This is a genomic window from Ignavibacteriota bacterium (assembly GCA_016708125.1).
Taxonomy (GTDB): domain Bacteria; phylum Bacteroidota; class Ignavibacteria; order Ignavibacteriales; family Melioribacteraceae.
This window is the reverse complement of the sequence record JADJGF010000001.1, coordinates 317,774-336,354: the sequence shown is the minus strand read 5'-3', so window position 1 is coordinate 336,354 and position 18,581 is coordinate 317,774. Positions and strand designations below refer to the sequence as shown.

Below are 18,581 nucleotides of genomic sequence, written 5' to 3'. Positions count from 1 at the left end.
GTGTCAAGAATTGGTAAAAAACCAATAAATATTGCAGATATTGAATTTTCACAAAAAGGAAATTCAATTAAAATTAAAGGTAAATTAGGCGAGCTTGAAAAATCTTTTCATCCAAATATTAAAATAAATGTAGAAGGTTCTGAAGTTCTTGTAACCAGACCAAATGATTTAAGGGAAAATAGAGCTTTACATGGTTTAACAAGAGCTCTAATTAATAATATGGTGGAAGGCGTTTCTCAAGGTTTTTCAAAAACACTTGATATTGTTGGTGTTGGATATAAAGCTGAACAGAAAGAAAGTAATATTCTTTTTACGATTGGTTATTCACATCCAATATTTTTTATGCCTCCGGATGGAATTAAATTGGAAGTAGTAACTCCAACTCAAATTAAAATTTCCGGTTGTGATAAAGAATTAGTTGGACAAATTGCAGCAAAAATTAGATCAATCAGAAAACCTGAACCATATAAAGGTAAAGGTATAAAATATTCTAACGAAACAATTATTCGTAAAGCTGGCAAGACAGCTGGTAAATAGGGTTTGGGAATTTAAAATGAAAGAAAAAAGATTAAAAAATAAAATTAGAGTTAGCAAAAAAATTTCTGGAACTTCTGAAAGACCAAGAATTGCTGTTTTTAGAAGTTTGAATCAAATTTATGCGCAAGTAATTGATGATGTGAATAGAACAACTTTAGTAGCTGCATCATCCTTATCAAAGGATATACAAGTTGAAATAAAAGATACAAAAACTAAAATTGCTAAAAGTAAATTAGTTGGTAAATTATTAGCACAGAAAGCCATAGAAAAAGGAATAAGTTCGGTTGTATTTGATAGATCTGGTTATAGATATCATGGTAGAGTTCAAGCAATTGCCGAAGGAGCAAGAGAAGGCGGTTTAAAATTTTAATTAGTGCCGGATCGTCTAATGGTAGGACAACGGTCTTTGACGCCGTCTGTAGAGGTTCGAGTCCTCTTCCGGCAACAAAATATTGTAATTAAGGAGTATAAAATTGAAGCATAGAAAAGTTAGTGGATTAGAAGGATTAAAAGAAAAAGTAGTTCACATAAATCGTGTCGCTAAAGTTGTAAAAGGCGGTAGAAGATTTAGCTTTAATGCTATAGTTGTTGTTGGTGATGGCGATGGTCATGTTGGTATTGGTCTTGGTAAAGCAAATGAAGTTACAGATGCAATTTCAAAAGGTATTGATGATGCAAAGAAAAATGTCTATAGAATTTCGCTAAATAAAGGAACTATTCCACATACAATTATTGGAAAATATGGTGCTGGAAAAGTATTATTAAAACCTGCTTCTCCCGGTACAGGACTTATTGCGGGCGGTGGAGTTAGAGCAGTTTTGGAAATGGCTGGTGCTCAAGATATATTAACTAAATCTTTAGGCTCAAGCAATCCTCATAATCAAGTTAAAGCAACTTTGCAAGGATTATTAAATCTTATTGATGCAAGAACAATGGCAGCAAAAAGAAATATGGAAATTAATCAGTTATTTGCTGTTTAATAGGGAACTACATTAATGAAATTAAAGATTACACAGACAAAAAGCGTTATTGATCGTCCAAAAGATCAAAAATTAACAATAAAAGCGCTTGGATTAGGCAGACCTAATTATAGCAAAATTCATAATGACACTCCTCAAATTAGAGGAATGATAAATAAAGTTCATCATTTAGTAAAATTTGAAGAAATAGTAGACTAAGGATTTAAAATGGATATTTTAAGTAATCTTAAATATGCTGAAGGATCAATTAAAAAAAGAAAAAGAATTGGTCGTGGTGAGGGCAGCGGACATGGCGGTACGGCAACAAAAGGAATGAACGGTCAAAAATCACGTTCCGGTCATAAGTTTAGAGCTTGGTTTGAAGGCGGACAAATGCCTCTACAAAGACGCGTACCTAAAAGAGGGTTTACCAATATTTTCAAAGTTTATTATCAGCCAATAAATGTTGAAGTTTTGCAGAAATTATTTGATTCTAAAAAAATAGTAGATTCCGTAAATGCAGAAATTCTTCACAAAAATGGATTAATTAAAAATATTAATGAACCATTTAAAATTTTAGGAAATGGTCAAATTTCAGCAAAATTAAATGTTGATGCTAAATATTTTAGCAAATCAGCAAAAGAAAAAATTGAAGCTGCTGGTGGAAAATTAAACGAGATTAAAGATTAATGGGCAGAATTCAGGATACTTTCAGAAACATATTTAAAATTCATGAGCTTAGAGATAGAATTCTCTATACTTTAGGATTATTAATTATTGTTAGAGTTGGCGCGCATATTACGTTACCAGGTATTGATTCATATTTACTTGCTGAAGCAATGGCAAATAAAACTGCTGATAATTTGCTTGGTTTATATGATATGTTTGCGGGCGGTGCATTTTCAAATGCAGCAATTTTTGCATTGGGAATTATGCCATATATTTCTGCATCTATTATAATTCAATTAGGTGGTGCGGTAATTCCTTATTTCCAAAAGCTGCAAAAAGAAGGTGAAGAAGGAAGAAAGAAAATTACTCAATTAACAAGATATGGAACAGTTTTTATTTCTTTGTTTCAATCTCTTGGAATTGTAACCGGCGTTATAATGAATTTATCATTTAACGGAGTTCCGGTTGTCCCGGAAGAAGTAAGAGGATTTGGATTTGTTCTTTCATCTGTAATTATACTTGTTGCCGGAACGATTTTTATGATGTGGATGGGTGAACAAATTACTGAAAAGGGAATTGGCAACGGAATATCATTAATTATTTTTATCAATATTATTAACAGATTACCATTTGCTCTATTAGATGAAGCAAGATTGATAAGTGCTGGAACAAGAAATATAATTGTTGAAATAGCAATATTAGTAGTTATGGTTTTTATAATTGCTGGAATTGTACTTGTTACTCAAGGAACAAGAAGAATTCCTGTGCAATATGCAAAAAGAGTTGTTGGAAGAAAAGTTTACGGCGGAGTAACTCAATATATTCCTTTACGAGTTAACACTGCTGGAGTTATGCCAATTATTTTTGCTCAGGCAATTATGTTTATTCCTAGTACAGTATTATCTTTCTTTCCAGATAATGAATTTATACAGAGTATAGTTGGTTATTTTAATTATACATCTTTTACATATTCTTTTATATATGCAATTATTATTGTGTTCTTTACTTACTTTTATACAGCAATAGCTTTTAATCCGCAGGAAGTTGCAGAAACTATGAAAAAGCAAGGTGGGTTTGTACCCGGTATTCGTCCTGGGAAGCAAACTTCAGAATTCATTGATAATATTTTAACAAAAATTACATTGCCTGGATCAATATTTTTAGCAATAATTGCAATTTTACCAGCGTTCATTTCCAAACTTGGCGTTTCCGGATCTTTTGCATCTTTCTTCGGTGGTACAAGTTTACTGATTTTAGTTGGAGTTGCTTTAGATACTTTACAGCAAATTGAATCTCATTTGCTAATGCGTCATTATGATGGCTTTATGAAATCCGGTAAAATAAAAGGCAGAAGGTAATTACTCTTTGTGATTTTAATAAAAAGTCAAAAAGAAATTGATTTTATTAGGGAAAGTTCAAGATTAGTTGCTGAAACTTTACAATTAGTAAAAAGTTATGCAAAAGTTGGTAAAACAACTTTAGAATTAGATAAAATAGCTGAAGATTATATTTTAAGTAATAATGCTATTCCGGCTTTCAAAGGATATTCTCAAGCCGGTTCAATGGATTTTCCGGGTACTATTTGTTCTTCATTAAATGAGGAAGTTGTTCACGGAATACCAAGTAGCAGAGTTTTAATTGAAGGTGATTTACTTTCGATAGATGTTGGTGTTAAAAAGAATGGATATTTTGGAGATGCAGCTTTATCTGTTGCAATAGGTAAAGTTTCAGAAGAAAAAAAATCTTTGCTGGAAATTACTGAAAAATCCCTTTATATGGGAATTGAACAAGCAAGAGAAAATAATAAAGTAGGTGATATTTCTTTTGCAATTCAAGAATATGTCGAAAGACATGGATTTTCAGTAGTTAAAGATCTTTGCGGACATGGTGTTGGAAAATATTTGCATGAAGATCCGCAAATACCAAATTTTGGAAGAGTTAATAGTGGTGCAAAAATAAAAAACGGAATGACTTTTGCGATTGAACCAATGATTAATATTGGAACTTTTGAAGTAAGGGTAAAGCCGGATGGTTGGACAGTTGTAACAAAAGATGGTAAAGCATCTGCTCATTTTGAGCATACAATTGCTATAATAAATGGATTTCCAGAAATTTTATCAGTGTGTTAATGGCAAAGCAAGATTCAATTAAAGTAGATGGAATTATAACAGAAACACTTCCAAATGCTCATTTTAATGTTAAGTTAGAAAATGGACATGAAATCTTAGCACATATTTCTGGTAAAATGAGAATGCATTTTATTAAAATTTTAGTTGGTGATAAGGTTGCAATTGAATTATCACCGTATGATTTGAACAAGGGTAGAATAACATATAGGTATAAATAACGGAGCTATAATGAAAGTTCGAGCGTCTGTAAAGAAAATGTGCGATAATTGTAAAATTATTAAAAGAAACGGATCTGTAAGAGTAATCTGCAAGAATCCAAAACATAAACAACGTCAAGGTTAAACCAAATTTAGGAGATAAATAGTTTGGCTCGAATCGCAGGAATTGATTTACCAAAACAGAAAAAAACTTTTATAGGGTTAACTTATATTTATGGAATTGGACAGCATACTTCGATGTACATTCTAGAAAAAGCTAAAGTTGATCCACACAAAAGGATTGCTGATTTAACAGAAGAAGAAGTTGCTAAAATTAGAGCAATAATGACAGCCGAAATTAAGGTTGAAGGTGCTTTAAGAAGTGAAGTTCAGCAAAATATTAAGAGACTTATGGATATTGGAACCTACAGAGGCATTAGACACCGAAGAGGATTGCCGGTAAGAGGACAAAGAACGAAAACCAATTCAAGAACAAGAAAAGGTAAGAAAAGAACAGTTGCAGGTAAGAAAAAACCAGGTCTCAAGTAATATAAATTTAATTTTTAAGGAGTTTTATCTTGGCTAAAGTTACAAGAAAATCTAAAAAGAAAATTCATGTTGATGCGGTAGGTGTAGCGCATGTTAAGGCAACATTTAACAATGTTATTGTAACAATTACGGATGTTTACGGAAATACAATTTCTTGGTCATCTGCTGGTAAAAACGGATTTAAAGGATCAAGAAAAAATACTCCTTTTGCAGCCCAAGTTACATCTGAAGTTGCAGCAAAAGAAGCTCATGATCTTGGATTAAAAAGAGTTGATGTTTTTATAAAAGGACCAGGCTCTGGCAGAGATGCAGCAATTAGAGCATTAAATACTGCCGGATTACATATAATGTCAATTAAAGACATAACTCCAATTCCGCATAATGGATGTAGACCACCAAAACGTAGAAGAGTATAATTAAAAGGAAATAATATAGATGGCAAGATATACCGGCCCTAAAGCAAAATTGGTTAGAAAGTTTGGCGAAAATATTTTTGGTAATCCCAAATTTGATAAAATTTTAGGTAATAAACCATATGGTCCAGGTCAACATGGAGCTGGAAGAAAAAGAGTTTCTGATTATGGTTTACAGTTAAAAGAAAAACAAAAACTGAAAATAATGTATGGGCTTTTTGAAAGACAATTTAGAAATTTATTTAAAAAAGCTGAAAGAATGCGTGGTATTACCGGTGAAAACCTTTTGCAATTATTAGAAAGAAGACTTGATAATACTGTTTTTAGACTTGGGTTTGCTAATTCAAGAGCACAAGCTCGCCAATTAGTATTACACAGACATTTCAATGTAAATGGAAGTTTAGTAAATATACCATCATACTTGTTGAAAGTTGGTGATGTTATAAGCGTAAAAGAACAAAGTAAAAAAATGGATGTTTTTCATAATGCTTTGAGAATCAGAAAATCAAATCCTTATGAATGGATTGAAGTTGAAAAAGCTAATCTTTCGGGGAAATTGCTTAAACTTCCGGAAAGAAGTGAAATTCCAATAAATGTAAACGAGCAATTGATTGTTGAGTTATACTCAAAATAATTGTAATTAAATAGAAATTCAAATTAGAGGATATTAAATGAGTTATCCCTTTATTAAAATGCCAGATGGTGTTATTTTAGATGAAGCCTCATCAAATCAAAAATATGGCAAATTCACAATTCAACCATTGGAACGAGGTTTTGGTGTTACCTTGGGAACAGCTTTTAGAAGAGTTTTACTTTCTTCTTTAACTGGTGCTGCAATTACAGCAATTAAAGTTGATGGCGTTTTGCATGAATTTACAACTATTCCGGGCGTTGTTGAAGATGTTGCTGAAATTATTCTTAATCTAAAAAAAGTTAGAATCAACATTACAAATAAGCAGACAAACAAACTTGATATTTCGTTAAACGGTGCTTGTGAATTTAAAGCTGGCGATTTGTTAAAAAGTTGCCCCGATATTGAAGTTATGAATCCAGATGAGCATATTGCAACATTAAGTGCCGGTGCAAAATTAAATATGGAAATTAGATTTGGATTTGGAAAAGGATATGTTCCGGCTTCAAAACAAACAATTCCAGATCAAACAATTGGAATAATTCCAATAGATTCCATTTTTTCACCAATAGAAAATGTTAAATACGAAATTGAAAACGTTAGAATTGGCGAAAGTAACGAATACGAAAAATTAGTTTTAGAAGTTATGACAGATGGATCAGTTACTCCTGAAGAAGCAATGTCCGGCGCTGGCGTAATTTTAAGAGATCATATTAATATGTTTATCAATTTTGATGTTGAGCAAGAAGAAGATAAAGTTGATAACGAAAAAGATCTTGAATTTGAAAGAATTAGAAAAATTCTTATAACAAATGTTGATGATTTGGAATTAAGTGTTAGATCACATAACTGCTTAAAAGCTGCAAATATTAAAACTATGGGCGATTTGGTTCGCAAAGATGAAAGTGAAATGTTAAAATTCCGAAACTTTGGAAGAAAGTCTCTTGCTGAGTTGATGGAAATTGTTGATCAGTATAATTTAGAATTTGGAATGGATGTAGACAAATACATTAACGATAAATCTGATAATAATTAATTTCTGTAAAAGGTTGAAATAATGAGACATAGAGTTAAAGGAAGAAAATTAGGAAGGACAGCTTCACACAGAACAGCAACTTTGCGTTCTTTAGCAACTGCGTTAATAAAACATAAAAAAATAACTACCACAGTTGCAAAAGCAAAACAAATGAGATTATTTGTTGAACCTTTAATAACTAAAGCAAAAGATGATTCTGTTCATGCAAGAAGGCTTGTTGCACGTCATATAAATGATAAAGATATAATTAAAGAGTTATTCACTGAAGTAGTTAAAAAAATTGGTGATAGACCCGGCGGTTATACAAGAATTGTTAAATTGGGAAATAGATTAGGTGATGCAGCCGAAATGGCAATTATTGAATTAGTAGATTATAATGATATTAATTCAAATAAATCAAAAACAAGTAAAAAGAAAGCTGAACCAAAAGCAAAAACAAAGGTAGAAACAAAACAAGTTCCTGCAAATATTGAAAAAGTTACAGAAGAAGTAATTGAAGATAAAGTTGAGGAAAAATCAAGTGATGCTGATGATTTAACTAAAATTGAAGGAATTGGACCAAAAATATCTGAATTGCTTGTTGATGCTGGAATTACAACTTTTGCTAAACTTGCAGAAACAGAAGTTGTAAAACTTAGAGAAATATTATATGATGCTGGAAGTAAATTTAAATCACATGATCCTGAAACATGGCCGACACAATCTCAACTAGCTGCCGATGGAAGATGGGATGAATTAAAAAAATTGCAAGATGAATTAATCGGCGGAAAAGCCAAATAATTTTTAATAAAGCTTTAATTTAGTTGAGCAGCTTCAAGCTGCTCTTTTTATTTATGCTTGATATAAAATTTACCAAATCAATTTTTGAAATTAAAAATTTGCCAAATGAACCAATTCCGGAAGTGGTTTTATGCGGTCGTTCAAATGTTGGGAAATCCACATTTATTAATTCTTTATCAAAACAAAAAAATGTTGCAAAAACAAGTTCAACTCCCGGAAAAACAAGATCAGTAAATTACTATTTAACAGAGAATAAATTTCACTTTGTTGATTTGCCCGGTTACGGATATGCAAAAATTTCGGTATCGGAAAAAGTTAAATGGCAGAAATTAATTCATGAATATTTGACAAGAAGTAAAAATATTTCTTTGGCATTTCATTTAATTGATAGCAGACATAAACCAACCGATTTGGATATTTTATTAAATAGATTGCTAAACGAAAGTGAAATTCCTTACGTTGTTTTACTTTCAAAAGTTGATAAACTTTCTCAAGCTGAAAAGTCAAAATCAATTAAAATAACAAAAGATATTTTCCCGGAACTAAATTTGGGAGACAATCTCTTTTTATATTCATCATTGAAAAAAATAGGTAAGAAAGAAGTTGAAATAAGATTATCTAAATTATTCCTTTAATGCTATTTATCAAAACTTTTATTATTATTATTGAATAAAAAAAATTAAATTAATTTTGACTTTTAACTAAATTTAATCCAATGTTTAGTTCAAGAAATAAGAAAAGAATACTAATTTTTTCAATCATTCCGCTTTTGGCAATTATTCCCATATTATCTGAGGATATCATAATAAAATCTATTTCTGCGGGAATACTTGTTATTTATGTTGCTTTCATAATTTTTCTTCGAGATTCAGTTAGAATGCGCGATATACTTTCTGATGATGACAGCTCTTCACACAATGATGACGAAGAAGAATACCAAAATCCTTCATATGATACTGATCTTGGTGAAGATGTAAAAATCATCAGCAAAAAATCTTCAAATTCAATAATTACTGAGCATAATTATAAACCGGTTTTAAATACCGGATTAAAACATTTAGTTAGTCCGGATGAACTAAAAGAGCAATTCGGAAAAATAATTACCGAAGAACTTCCGGCTGATATAAATAGTGATGAGCAATTTTTATTTGTGTTGGAAAAAATTCTTAATGTAATTAAGGATGCTTATTTAGCAAATACCGTAATTTTCTTTTGGTATAATGAAACACGGCAGGAACTAACGCTTCAGAAATATTTTAGCAATTCTCCTGAAGCAATAACAAAGAAAAATTTTCCGCTTGAAGATGATATAATTAGCAAAATTGTTCACAACGAAGAACCAGTTCATCTAACAGAAATTTCTACAAATGCTGAAATGGATGTAATAAGATATTATGATAATGCACAGGGAATTAAAAGTTTGGTTGGTGTTCCTTTGTTTTTTGCCAAAACTTTAACCGGTGTTTTGGTTGTTGATTCAAAGGCTCCGGATGCATTTGGAATTGAAACCGTTTATTCCTTGGGAAGATTTGTTAGAATTATTGCAATTATAATTTCGCTGTTTGATGAAAAATTTTCCGGATCAACTGCGGAAAATAGGTTGGAAACACTTTTAAGTATTCTTAAAACTGAAAAGAAATTTGATAACGATAAAGACATAATTGAAACAATTGATACTACAATTAAAAATTTACTTCATTATGATGCATTCAGCTTTGTTTATTTTGAACCAACGAAACAAAAATTTATTATTACGAAAGTTGATAATAAAACATCACTCAAATATATTGGCGAAAATTTAGAAATTGAACTTGAGGGAACGTTAGTCGGTAAAGCCGTATTAAGCGGAATGCCCGTAAATATTGAGGATACGGCAACTAATCAATTTACAAGATTTATAAAAAATGAAGATGTAGGTTTGGGCGGTTCATTCTTAGCATTGCCATTAGTTTATGATAATCAAAATTTTGGAGTATTATGTTTTGAAAGCTTGAAGAAAAAGATTTATTCAAATTCTGATATCAAGTTTATGAGAAATGCTGTAAAAATATTTTCTTTTTTTGTTTATACTTATTCAACACATACAATTCTTAAAAAATTATTAAGTGTGGATGTTGAAACAAGATCATTAACTTATGATTCTTTTTTGAAACATATAGAATCCGATTTAATTAAAGCAAGAGAGTTTGATGCCCCAAGTTCATTGGCTTTAATACAGATTGATGAATTTTTAGAAGAACGTTCTCTTTTTGAAACGGATCCTTTTCCTAAAGTTTTAGCATCAATAAATGAAGCAATAAGATCCGAAATTAGTCCATTAAATTTAGTCGGCAGATTAAATGAAAAATTATTTGGCGTATTTTTCTTTAATGCAACAACGAAAGATGTTTTTCTCTGGGCTGAAAAATTAAGAATTAAAATTGCGCGAAAGCCAATATCCGTAGTATCCAAACAAACTACTTTTACGGTTTCAATTGGTGTTGCTGCAGCACATAAAAAAACCGAAGTTGAAGAAATATTAAAAAATGCTGAACTTGCATTAAACAAAGCAATTCAAAAAGGCGGGAATACCGTAAAAAGTATAAACTGAACGGAATAGAATTGAAAAATTTTTTATTGGTAATTTTAGACGGTGTTGGAATTGGAGAATTACCAGATGCAGAAAAGTTTGGTGATAAAGGAAGTAATACACTTGGAAATATTTCCAAATTTGTTGGCGGATTAAAACTTCCTAATTTGCAAAAAATGGGATTGGCAAATATTGCTTCAATTTACAATTACCCTTCAATTGAAAATCCAATTGCATCATACGGTAAAATGAATGAAGTTTCCACCGGAAAAGATTCCACAACAGGGCATTGGGAAATAGGCGGATTAAATATTGATTTCGATTTTCCAACATATCCAAATGGATTTCCAAAATCTATAATGCAAAAATTTCTTGATGAAAATAATTTAAATGGATTTTTAGGAAACAAACCCGCTTCGGGTACGGAAATTATTGAAGAATTTGGTGCAGAACATTTAGCAACCGGCTTCCCGATTGTTTATACTTCTGCTGATTCGGTTTTTCAAATTGCCGCTCATGAAGAAATTATTCCTTGTGAAAAATTATACGAAATTTGTGAAATTACAAGAAATAAAATTTGTGTTAACGAACATGCGGTTGGAAGAATTATTGCTCGGCCTTTTCTTGGTGAAATCGGAAATTTTAAAAGAACAACAAACAGAAAAGATTTTTCACTAAATCCGCCTTCTGATACAATTCTTGATTTGCTTAAAAACAATAATATTAACACAGTTGCAATTGGAAAAGTAAATGATCTTTTTAATTATTGCGGAATAAATAAACAAGTAAAATCTAAATCAAATAAAGAAGGAATGCAGAAAATTATTGAAAGTTTAAAATCTGAAAAGGAAAGTTTAATCTTTATAAATTTAGTTGATTTTGATGTTTATTACGGACACCGAAATGATCCGGAAGGATTTCACAAAGCTCTAATTGAGTTTGACGATTTTCTGCCGCAAATTTTAGAATTGCTTGATCCTTCAGATAGATTAATTATTACTGCAGATCATGGGAATGATCCTACAACAATCAGTACGGATCACAGCAGAGAATATGTTCCGTTAATTTATTATGCCAAAGTTAATAAATCTAAAAATTTAGGAATCAGAAAAACATTTGCAGATATCGCAAAAACTATTGCAGATTTTTATCAAATCGAAAATAATTTTTCCGGAAAAAGTTTTCTAAATTAATATAGATAAATTTTTGATTTATTTATCGACCTTGAAAAATTAAAATAAAGAAGTTAATATTAGAATCAAGTATTCATAAATTACAGGAATTAAAAGTGGTATTAGGCAAAGTTATCGGTACTGTTTGGTCAACAAGAAAAGATGAAAAATTAATTGGATCAAAATTTTTAATTGTAAGGGAACTTGATTTGGAATACAAACAGAAAAATAATTTCGTTGTTGCAATTGATTCTGTCGGTGCCGGAGTTGGAGAAGTTGTTTTATACGCAAGCGGAAGCTCGGCAAGATTAACTTTGCAGACTAAAGACAAACCGGTTGATGCTGTTATTATGGCAATTGTTGATAAACTTGATGTATCTGTAAAAGAATAGGCAAATATATTTATGTTATTGGGAAAAGTAATAGGAACAATTTGGGCTACAAGAAAATACGAAACTTTAAAAAGTTATAAAATGCAGCTTGTTCAACCAATGAATTCTATATTGGAAAAAATTGGAGCTCCAATTATTGCTTTAGATACAATTGGTGCCGGACCAGGTGAAGTTATTTTTTATATCACATCTACAGAAGCTGTAATTCCTTTGGATGTAAAAATGGCTCCCGTAGATGCATCTATAGTTGGCATTGTTGATTCGATTAATTCAGAATTTAAATAGGAGAATCTTTTGAAGATCTCTAAACAATTTACAAATCGTGATAGTCACTCGCTTGATAAATATTTACAAGAAATTGGCAAAGTTGAATTACTTAATGCGGATCAAGAAATTGATTTTTCAATTCGTATAAAACATGGCGATCAAGTTGCATTAGAAAAATTAGTAAAAGCAAATTTAAGATTTGTTGTAAGCGTTGCTAAACAATATCAGAATCAAGGTTTATCTCTTGGTGATTTAATAAATGAAGGTAATTTAGGATTAATAAAAGCCGCAAAAAGATTTGATGAAACGAGAGGATTTAAATTTATTTCTTATGCAGTCTGGTGGATTAGACAATCTATTTTACAGGCATTAGCTGAGCAATCAAGAATTGTTAGACTTCCATTAAATAGAGTTGGTGCATTAAATAAAATTGGAAAAGCTTATAGTAGTCTTGAACAAGAATATGAACGCGAGCCAACCGCATCAGAGATTGCAAATGAATTGGAAATGGATTTGGAAGAAGTTTCAGAAACTTTGAAAATGTCAAATAGACATATTTCTATGGATGCTCCTTTTACGCAAGGTGAAGAAAATAGTTTGTTAGATGTTTTAGAAAGTGATGAAAATCCTTTACCGGATAATTCGTTGATGTCCGATTCATTAAAAAGTGAAATTGAAAGAGCGCTTTCTACATTGACTGAAAGAGAATCTGAAGTTATTCGTTTATATTTTGGTTTTGATGGCGAGCATTCTCTAACTCTTGAAGAAATTGGCGAACAGTTTAATCTTACAAGAGAAAGAGTAAGACAAATAAAAGAAAAAGCAATTAGAAGACTAAGACATACTTCAAGAAGCAAGAATTTGAGAGCATATCTTGGGTAATTAATAATGCATAAACTTTTAGAAAAATTAAAATTATTTCTAATAATAATTATTGCAATATTTATTACTTCATGTTCGTCGTCAAATTACATTCAAAAAAACACAAAAGTTGTAAAAATTAATAAACCGACAAACCTTCCGAGAGTAAACCAAGAAGTTGAGGAAGAAGCAATTCCGCACATTCCCATAGAAAATGTTGAAGTTGAACAAAAATCATTAGTTGATAAAATTTACGAATCGATTGAATCAAATAATAAAAAAGAAAAATTTTTAGATGAAATTATTAAGTTCTTGGATACTCCATATCGGCGGGGAGGAACAACACAAGATGGTTTTGATTGTTCCGGTTTTACAAAAACGGTTTATTATAATAGTTTAAATGTTGATTTACCAAGAACAGCAAGAGATCAATATAAAATAAATGAAATCTTTAACGATAAAACTTTGTTAAAATTTGGCGATTTAGTTTATTTTAATACATCAAATAAAAATTTTCCGGGTCATGTTGGAATATATTTAAATGACGATTTATTTGCTCACGCAAGTACATCTAGTGGGGTTATCATTTCATCATTGAACGAAGAATATTATTTAAAAAGATTTGTCGGTGCAAATAGAGTAACAATAAAAAATAATTAAAATGAGGACACAATGAATTTTAGAATTGAAACAGATACCATGGGCGAAGTTCAAGTTCCAGTTGATAAATATTACGGAGCGCAAACTGCAAGATCATTAATGAATTTTAAAATTGGCGGAGAAAGATTTCCGAGAGAAATGATTCGCGCACTAGGAATTCTTAAAAAAGCTGCAGCTATTGTAAATCAAGAGTTAGGAATGTTAAGTGAAGAAAAAGCTAAATTAATTTCTGATGCCGCGCAAGAAGTTATTGATGGAAAACTTGACGAACATTTTCCGCTAGTTGTTTGGCAAACTGGAAGCGGAACTCAGACAAACATGAATGCAAATGAAGTTATTTCAAATCGAGCAATTGAATTAGCCGGCGGAGTAATTGGAAGCAAAAAACCAATTCATCCAAATGATGATGTAAACAAAGCTCAATCTTCAAATGATACTTTTCCAACCGCAATGCATATTGCCGCTGTTGAAGAAATTTATAGAAGATTAATTCCAATGGTAACAAAACTTCGAGAGGCATTAAAAATTAAATCGGAAGAATTTGTAGGTATAATCAAAATCGGAAGAACGCATTTAATGGATGCAGTTCCGTTAACATTGGGACAAGAATTTTCCGGATATGTTCAACAATTAAATTATGGATTAGATAGAATTAATGGATGTTTACCAAGATTATCTGAATTGGCACTTGGCGGAACGGCTGTTGGAACCGGATTAAATACACACGTAAAATTTGCCGAATTATCAGCACAAAAAATTTCAGAAATTTCCGGAAATAAATTTACATCTGCACCAAATAAATTTGAAGCTCTTGCAGCGCATGATGCAATTGTTGAAACAAGTGGCGTTCTAAAAACTTTAGCAGCATCACTAATGAAAATTGCAAATGATGTAAGATGGCTTGGCTCTGGTCCGCGTTGTGGAATCGGTGAACTTAGTTTACCAGAAAATGAACCCGGAAGTTCAATAATGCCGGGAAAAGTAAATCCAACTCAATCAGAAGCAATGACAATGGTTTGTGCTCAAGTAATGGGAAATGATACAACAATAAATTTCAGCGGTGCAAGCGGAAATTTTGAATTAAATGTTTTTAAGCCTGTAATGATTTTTAATTTACTTCAGTCAATTCGCCTTCTTGCAGATGCTTGCGAAAGTTTTACAGATCACTGTGTTGTTGGAATTGAAGCAAATAGTGTTAATATTCAAAAACATTTAACAAACTCATTAATGTTAGTCACTGCGTTAAATCCGCATGTTGGATATGATAATGCCGCAAAAATTGCCAAAAAAGCTCATGCCGAAAATACAACTTTGGAGGAAGCCGCAATAGCTTTAGGACTTTTAACATCAGAACAATTTAAACAATTTGTTCGACCAGAAAATATGATTGGTCCAAAAAGCTAAACAATTTTTAGGATAGTAAAAAACTTTACTATCCTAAAATTTATTTAAAAACTTTTCGAATTTTTTATAAAAAAATACAATTTTTATTATCGAAAATTAAGTAATTTTGAACGGTTCAAAAGTTTAATAAATTTAATCAATAATTTTTAAGAGAATAGAAATGGCTGAAAAATCAAATCAAATTCAAGAGAAAAGTATTAATACCATTAGATTATTAGCTGCCGATACTGTGCAAAAAGCAAACTCTGGGCATCCCGGAATGCCGATGGGCTTTGCACCGGTTGCATATTTGCTTTATTCAAAAATTATGAAACACAATCCCGCAAATCCTAAATGGATGAACAGAGATAGATTTGTTCTTTCCGGCGGACATGGTAGTACTTTATTGTACAGTATTTTACATTTAAGCGGATATAAAATTTCCATCGATGATCTTAAAAATTTTCGACAATGGAAAAGTATCACTCCCGGTCATCCGGAATTTGGCTTAACTCCCGGAGTTGAAACTACAACTGGTCCATTGGGACAAGGTTTAACAAACTCCGTAGGAATGGCTGTTGCACAAAAACATTTAGCAAGCAGATTTAATAAAAAAGCATTTAAACTTTTTGATCATTTTATTTATGTTGAAGTTGGCGACGGCGATTTGATGGAAGGAATTTCTCATGAAGCTGCATCTTTTGCCGGACACAATAAATTAGGTAAGCTTATTGTTTTCTACGATGATAATGGAATTTCAATTGATGGACCAACTTCTTTATCATACACTGATGATGTACAAAAAAGATTTGAAGGATATAATTGGCATGTTCAAAAAGTTAATGATATTAAAAATTTAAAGGATATTGAACAAGCTGTAAAATCAGCACAAAGGGAAACTGAAAGGCCATCAATAATTATTGTGAAAAGTATAATTGGTTTCGGAAGCCCAAATAAAAACAATACTTCGGAAGTTCACGGCTCTCCGCTTGGCGAAAATGAATTAATACTAACTAAGAAAAATTTAGGATTTGATGAAACGAAAAAGTTTTTTGTTCCGGATGAAGTAAAAAAACATTTCTCTACACTAAAAGACAAAGGTAAAACCGAAGAAGAAAAATGGAATAATTTGTATAAAAATTATAAAGTGAAATTTCCCCAAGAAGCAAAATTGTTAGCTGATATGATGAAAGGAAATTTGGGAAATTCTTGGAAGAAAAAGTTACTCAATTTTGAAAATTATGGCGAATCAATGGCAACTCGTTCAGCTTCGGGAAAAGTATTAAATTCAATTGTTTCTGAATTGCCTTCACTCTTTGGCGGATCTGCCGATTTAACTCCATCTAACAATACTGATCTAAAAGGCTACGCAGATTTTAGTAACAAAACTCCGGACGGCAGATATGTAAGATATGGAGTGCGTGAACATGCAATGGCTGGAATAATGAATGGGATTGCAACGTATGGAGGTTTAATTCCTTATGGCGGAACATTTTTGGTTTTTGCAGATTATTTAAGACCTTCAATTCGTTTGGCATCAATTTCTAAGATTAAACCAATTTACGTTTTTACGCATGACAGCATTGGTGTTGGTGAAGATGGACCAACTCATCAGCCGATTGAGCAAATTACTTCGTTAAGATCAATTCCGGGTTTAATTTTAATTCGTCCATCTGATGCAAATGAAACTTCGCAAGCATGGAAATTTGCAATTGAACATAAGGGAAGTCCGGTTGCTCTTGCATTAACTCGTCAAAATTTAAAAATAGTTGACCGCAATAAATTCGGCTCAGATGAAGGTCTTCAGAAAGGTGCATATATTTTAAAAGATTCAACAAAACTTCCGCAAATAATAATTATGGCAAGCGGTTCTGAAGTAGAATTAGCATTAAAATCTGCAGATGTTTTAGAGAAAGAAAATATTAATGTAAGAGTTGTAAGTTTTCCAAGCTGGGAAATTTTTGAAATGCAATCTGAAGAATATAAAGAAACTGTTCTTCCAAAATCTGTTCGTGCAAGAATTTCTATTGAAGCGGGAATTAGTCAAGGCTGGGAAAAATATGTTGGTTTAGATGGAAAAACAATTGCTATTGATAACAAATATGGTGCTTCAGCTCCGCAAAATATTATTTTCGAAAAATATGGTTTTACAGTTGAGAATGTTGTTAATCAAGCAAAAAGTATTTTAAAATAATTTTAATAGGTTAATTTATTTTAAATGTAAAAATGGAAAAACAAGAAAGGCTTATTTCTTTAGATGTTTTTAGAGGAATTACAATTGCAGGAATGATTTTGGTAAATAATTCCGGAACCTGGAGCAACATTTATCCTCCTTTAAAACATGCTATCTGGCATGGCTGTACGCCAACAGATTTAGTTTTTCCGTTTTTCCTTTTTATTGTTGGGGTTGCAATTACATTATCTTTATCAAAAAGAAAAGAAAGCGGAGACAATCAAACAAAACTTATTTTAAATATTTTAAGAAGAAGTTTAATTCTATTTTTGTTAGGAATTATTTTAAGTGGATTTCCGGAATTTGATTTTTCCTCAATTCGAATTCCCGGAGTTCTCCAAAGAATAGCTGTAGTTTATTTAATTACTTCAATAATTTTTCTAAAAACCAAAATTAATACTCAAATATTTTTCACTGTTTTTTTTCTAGTAATTTATTGGATTCTTATGACTTTTATTCCGGTTCCAAATTTTGGTCCGGCAAATTATGAAGTCGGAACAAATTTAGCGGCTTGGCTGGATAGTCAAATTCTTTCCGGACATATGTGGTCTGTTACAAAAACTTGGGATCCCGAAGGAATTTTAAGTACAATTCCCTCAATATCTACAAGCTTAATTGGAGTTTTAGCTGGTCATTGGCTGCAAAAGAATAATGATAAATCAAAAATTATAATAGGTTTATTTCTTTCATCAAGTATCTTAATGTTTTTAGGATATGTTTGGGATGGCTGGTTTCCGATGAATAAAAGTTTATGGACAAGCTCTTATGTACTTTTTACCGGCGGATTATCTTTAAACTTTTTAGCAATTTGTTATTATGTAATTGATGTAAAAAAAATTACTTGGTGGATAAAACCATTTCAAGTTTATGGAATGAATGCAATTACGGTTTTTTTTCTTTCCGGAATTGTTGGAAGATTATTATATCTTATAAAACTTACAGACGAAACCGGCAACAAAATTGGAATTAGCGAATTTCTTTTCAATAATTATTTTCTAACTTGGTTAGAACCAATAAATGCATCTCTGCTTTGGGCAATTGTTTATGTTTTAATTTGGCTTGGACTAATGTGGATACTTTACGCGAAGAAAATTTTTATTAAAGTTTAAATGAAAATTTAAAACTTTTCATAAAATTCTCTATT

24 protein-coding genes and 1 tRNA gene are annotated in these 18,581 nt (G+C 31.2%); all 25 read left to right on the top strand.

Annotated features, from left to right (window positions below):
• The 25 genes from rplF to IPH62_01525 all read left to right on the top strand — a co-directional run bounded on the left by rplF (window position 1) and on the right by IPH62_01525 (window position 18,546).
• Entirely contained in the window at window positions 1-537 is a 537-nt protein-coding gene (gene rplF, locus IPH62_01645) for a 50S ribosomal protein L6 (GenBank protein ID MBK7103973.1), read from the top strand.
• 16 nt (window positions 538-553) lie between these two features.
• Entirely contained in the window at window positions 554-907 is a 354-nt protein-coding gene (locus tag IPH62_01640) for a 50S ribosomal protein L18 (GenBank protein MBK7103972.1), read from the top strand.
• 4 nt (window positions 908-911) lie between these two features.
• Window positions 912-982, top strand: a tRNA-Gln gene (locus IPH62_01635).
• A 22-nt stretch (window positions 983-1,004) separates the two neighbouring features.
• Complete coding sequence (gene rpsE / locus IPH62_01630; GenBank protein MBK7103971.1) at window positions 1,005-1,517, top strand: 30S ribosomal protein S5; 513 nt, start codon at window positions 1,005-1,007, stop codon at window positions 1,515-1,517.
• A 15-nt stretch (window positions 1,518-1,532) separates the two neighbouring features.
• Window positions 1,533-1,715, top strand: a complete 183-nt coding sequence (gene rpmD / locus IPH62_01625; GenBank protein ID MBK7103970.1) for a 50S ribosomal protein L30 — start codon at window positions 1,533-1,535, stop codon at window positions 1,713-1,715.
• A 9-nt stretch (window positions 1,716-1,724) separates the two neighbouring features.
• Window positions 1,725-2,186, top strand: a complete 462-nt coding sequence (rplO, locus tag IPH62_01620; protein MBK7103969.1) for a 50S ribosomal protein L15 — start codon at window positions 1,725-1,727, stop codon at window positions 2,184-2,186.
• Window positions 2,186-3,523, top strand: a complete 1,338-nt coding sequence (gene secY, locus IPH62_01615; protein MBK7103968.1) for a preprotein translocase subunit SecY — start codon at window positions 2,186-2,188, stop codon at window positions 3,521-3,523. The genes rplO and secY overlap by 1 nt, the downstream gene beginning before the upstream one ends.
• A gap of 9 nt (window positions 3,524-3,532) precedes the next feature.
• Complete coding sequence (map, locus tag IPH62_01610; GenBank protein MBK7103967.1) at window positions 3,533-4,294, top strand: type I methionyl aminopeptidase; 762 nt, start codon at window positions 3,533-3,535, stop codon at window positions 4,292-4,294.
• Window positions 4,294-4,512 (top strand): translation initiation factor IF-1, encoded by a 219-nt coding sequence (infA, locus tag IPH62_01605; GenBank protein ID MBK7103966.1) that lies wholly within the window; start codon window positions 4,294-4,296, stop codon window positions 4,510-4,512. The genes map and infA overlap by 1 nt, the downstream gene beginning before the upstream one ends.
• Window positions 4,513-4,522: 10 nt before the next feature.
• A complete protein-coding gene (gene rpmJ / locus IPH62_01600) occupies window positions 4,523-4,636 on the top strand; it encodes a 50S ribosomal protein L36 (GenBank protein MBK7103965.1) in 114 nt (37 codons plus the stop codon).
• Window positions 4,637-4,659: 23 nt separating this feature from the next.
• Window positions 4,660-5,040, top strand: a complete 381-nt coding sequence (gene rpsM, locus IPH62_01595) for a 30S ribosomal protein S13 (GenBank protein MBK7103964.1) — start codon at window positions 4,660-4,662, stop codon at window positions 5,038-5,040.
• 29 nt (window positions 5,041-5,069) lie between these two features.
• Window positions 5,070-5,456: a 30S ribosomal protein S11 gene (gene rpsK, locus IPH62_01590; protein MBK7103963.1), complete on the top strand. Its 387-nt coding sequence runs from the start codon at window positions 5,070-5,072 to the stop codon at window positions 5,454-5,456.
• Between the two features lie 19 nt (window positions 5,457-5,475).
• Window positions 5,476-6,087 carry a 30S ribosomal protein S4 gene (rpsD, locus tag IPH62_01585; GenBank protein ID MBK7103962.1) on the top strand — a complete coding sequence of 204 codons (612 nt, stop codon included), beginning with the start codon at window positions 5,476-5,478 and terminating at the stop codon, window positions 6,085-6,087.
• Window positions 6,088-6,124: 37 nt separating this feature from the next.
• Complete coding sequence (locus IPH62_01580) at window positions 6,125-7,120, top strand: DNA-directed RNA polymerase subunit alpha (GenBank protein MBK7103961.1); 996 nt, start codon at window positions 6,125-6,127, stop codon at window positions 7,118-7,120.
• A 21-nt stretch (window positions 7,121-7,141) separates the two neighbouring features.
• On the top strand, window positions 7,142-7,900 hold the full coding sequence (rplQ, locus tag IPH62_01575) for a 50S ribosomal protein L17 (protein ID MBK7103960.1): 759 nt from the start codon (window positions 7,142-7,144) through the stop codon (window positions 7,898-7,900).
• 53 nt (window positions 7,901-7,953) lie between these two features.
• Complete coding sequence (locus tag IPH62_01570; protein MBK7103959.1) at window positions 7,954-8,535, top strand: YihA family ribosome biogenesis GTP-binding protein; 582 nt, start codon at window positions 7,954-7,956, stop codon at window positions 8,533-8,535.
• 80 nt (window positions 8,536-8,615) lie between these two features.
• The gene (locus IPH62_01565) at window positions 8,616-10,490 is read left to right on the top strand and encodes a GAF domain-containing protein (protein ID MBK7103958.1); all 1,875 of its coding nucleotides are present in this window, start codon (window positions 8,616-8,618) and stop codon (window positions 10,488-10,490) included.
• Between the two features lie 11 nt (window positions 10,491-10,501).
• The gene (locus IPH62_01560; protein ID MBK7103957.1) at window positions 10,502-11,662 is read left to right on the top strand and encodes a phosphopentomutase; all 1,161 of its coding nucleotides are present in this window, start codon (window positions 10,502-10,504) and stop codon (window positions 11,660-11,662) included.
• A gap of 95 nt (window positions 11,663-11,757) precedes the next feature.
• Window positions 11,758-12,033, top strand: coding sequence for a EutN/CcmL family microcompartment protein (locus tag IPH62_01555; protein MBK7103956.1), 276 nt, complete (start codon window positions 11,758-11,760; stop codon window positions 12,031-12,033).
• Window positions 12,034-12,045: 12 nt separating this feature from the next.
• A complete protein-coding gene (locus IPH62_01550) occupies window positions 12,046-12,318 on the top strand; it encodes a EutN/CcmL family microcompartment protein (protein ID MBK7103955.1) in 273 nt (90 codons plus the stop codon).
• A 9-nt stretch (window positions 12,319-12,327) separates the two neighbouring features.
• Window positions 12,328-13,182: an RNA polymerase sigma factor RpoD/SigA gene (locus tag IPH62_01545; GenBank protein MBK7103954.1), complete on the top strand. Its 855-nt coding sequence runs from the start codon at window positions 12,328-12,330 to the stop codon at window positions 13,180-13,182.
• Window positions 13,183-13,188: 6 nt separating this feature from the next.
• Window positions 13,189-13,821, top strand: coding sequence for a C40 family peptidase (locus IPH62_01540; protein ID MBK7103953.1), 633 nt, complete (start codon window positions 13,189-13,191; stop codon window positions 13,819-13,821).
• 12 nt (window positions 13,822-13,833) lie between these two features.
• Entirely contained in the window at window positions 13,834-15,225 is a 1,392-nt protein-coding gene (fumC, locus tag IPH62_01535; protein MBK7103952.1) for a class II fumarate hydratase, read from the top strand.
• Window positions 15,226-15,385: 160 nt separating this feature from the next.
• A complete protein-coding gene (tkt, locus tag IPH62_01530) occupies window positions 15,386-17,398 on the top strand; it encodes a transketolase (GenBank protein MBK7103951.1) in 2,013 nt (670 codons plus the stop codon).
• Window positions 17,399-17,430: 32 nt separating this feature from the next.
• Window positions 17,431-18,546, top strand: coding sequence for a DUF5009 domain-containing protein (locus tag IPH62_01525; GenBank protein MBK7103950.1), 1,116 nt, complete (start codon window positions 17,431-17,433; stop codon window positions 18,544-18,546).
• Window positions 18,547-18,581: the final 35 nt, after the last annotated feature.

Bases quoted from the DNA above. Each gene is read 5' to 3' on its own strand.
- IPH62_01640 (MBK7103972.1), top strand. From the start codon at position 554: ATGAAAGAAAAAAGATTAAAAAATAAAATTAGAGTTAGCAAAAAAATT.
- rpmD (MBK7103970.1), top strand. From the start codon at position 1,533: ATGAAATTAAAGATTACACAGACAAAAAGCGTTATTGATCGTCCAAAA.
- rplO (MBK7103969.1), top strand. From the start codon at position 1,725: ATGGATATTTTAAGTAATCTTAAATATGCTGAAGGATCAATTAAAAAA.
- secY (MBK7103968.1), top strand. From the start codon at position 2,186: ATGGGCAGAATTCAGGATACTTTCAGAAACATATTTAAAATTCATGAG.
- infA (MBK7103966.1), top strand. From the start codon at position 4,294: ATGGCAAAGCAAGATTCAATTAAAGTAGATGGAATTATAACAGAAACA.
- rpmJ (MBK7103965.1), top strand. From the start codon at position 4,523: ATGAAAGTTCGAGCGTCTGTAAAGAAAATGTGCGATAATTGTAAAATT.
- rpsD (MBK7103962.1), top strand. From the start codon at position 5,476: ATGGCAAGATATACCGGCCCTAAAGCAAAATTGGTTAGAAAGTTTGGC.
- IPH62_01580 (MBK7103961.1), top strand. From the start codon at position 6,125: ATGAGTTATCCCTTTATTAAAATGCCAGATGGTGTTATTTTAGATGAA.
- rplQ (MBK7103960.1), top strand. From the start codon at position 7,142: ATGAGACATAGAGTTAAAGGAAGAAAATTAGGAAGGACAGCTTCACAC.
- IPH62_01570 (MBK7103959.1), top strand. From the start codon at position 7,954: ATGCTTGATATAAAATTTACCAAATCAATTTTTGAAATTAAAAATTTG.
- IPH62_01565 (MBK7103958.1), top strand. From the start codon at position 8,616: ATGTTTAGTTCAAGAAATAAGAAAAGAATACTAATTTTTTCAATCATT.
- IPH62_01550 (MBK7103955.1), top strand. From the start codon at position 12,046: ATGTTATTGGGAAAAGTAATAGGAACAATTTGGGCTACAAGAAAATAC.
- IPH62_01540 (MBK7103953.1), top strand. From the start codon at position 13,189: ATGCATAAACTTTTAGAAAAATTAAAATTATTTCTAATAATAATTATT.
- fumC (MBK7103952.1), top strand. From the start codon at position 13,834: ATGAATTTTAGAATTGAAACAGATACCATGGGCGAAGTTCAAGTTCCA.
- tkt (MBK7103951.1), top strand. From the start codon at position 15,386: ATGGCTGAAAAATCAAATCAAATTCAAGAGAAAAGTATTAATACCATT.
- IPH62_01525 (MBK7103950.1), top strand. From the start codon at position 17,431: ATGGAAAAACAAGAAAGGCTTATTTCTTTAGATGTTTTTAGAGGAATT.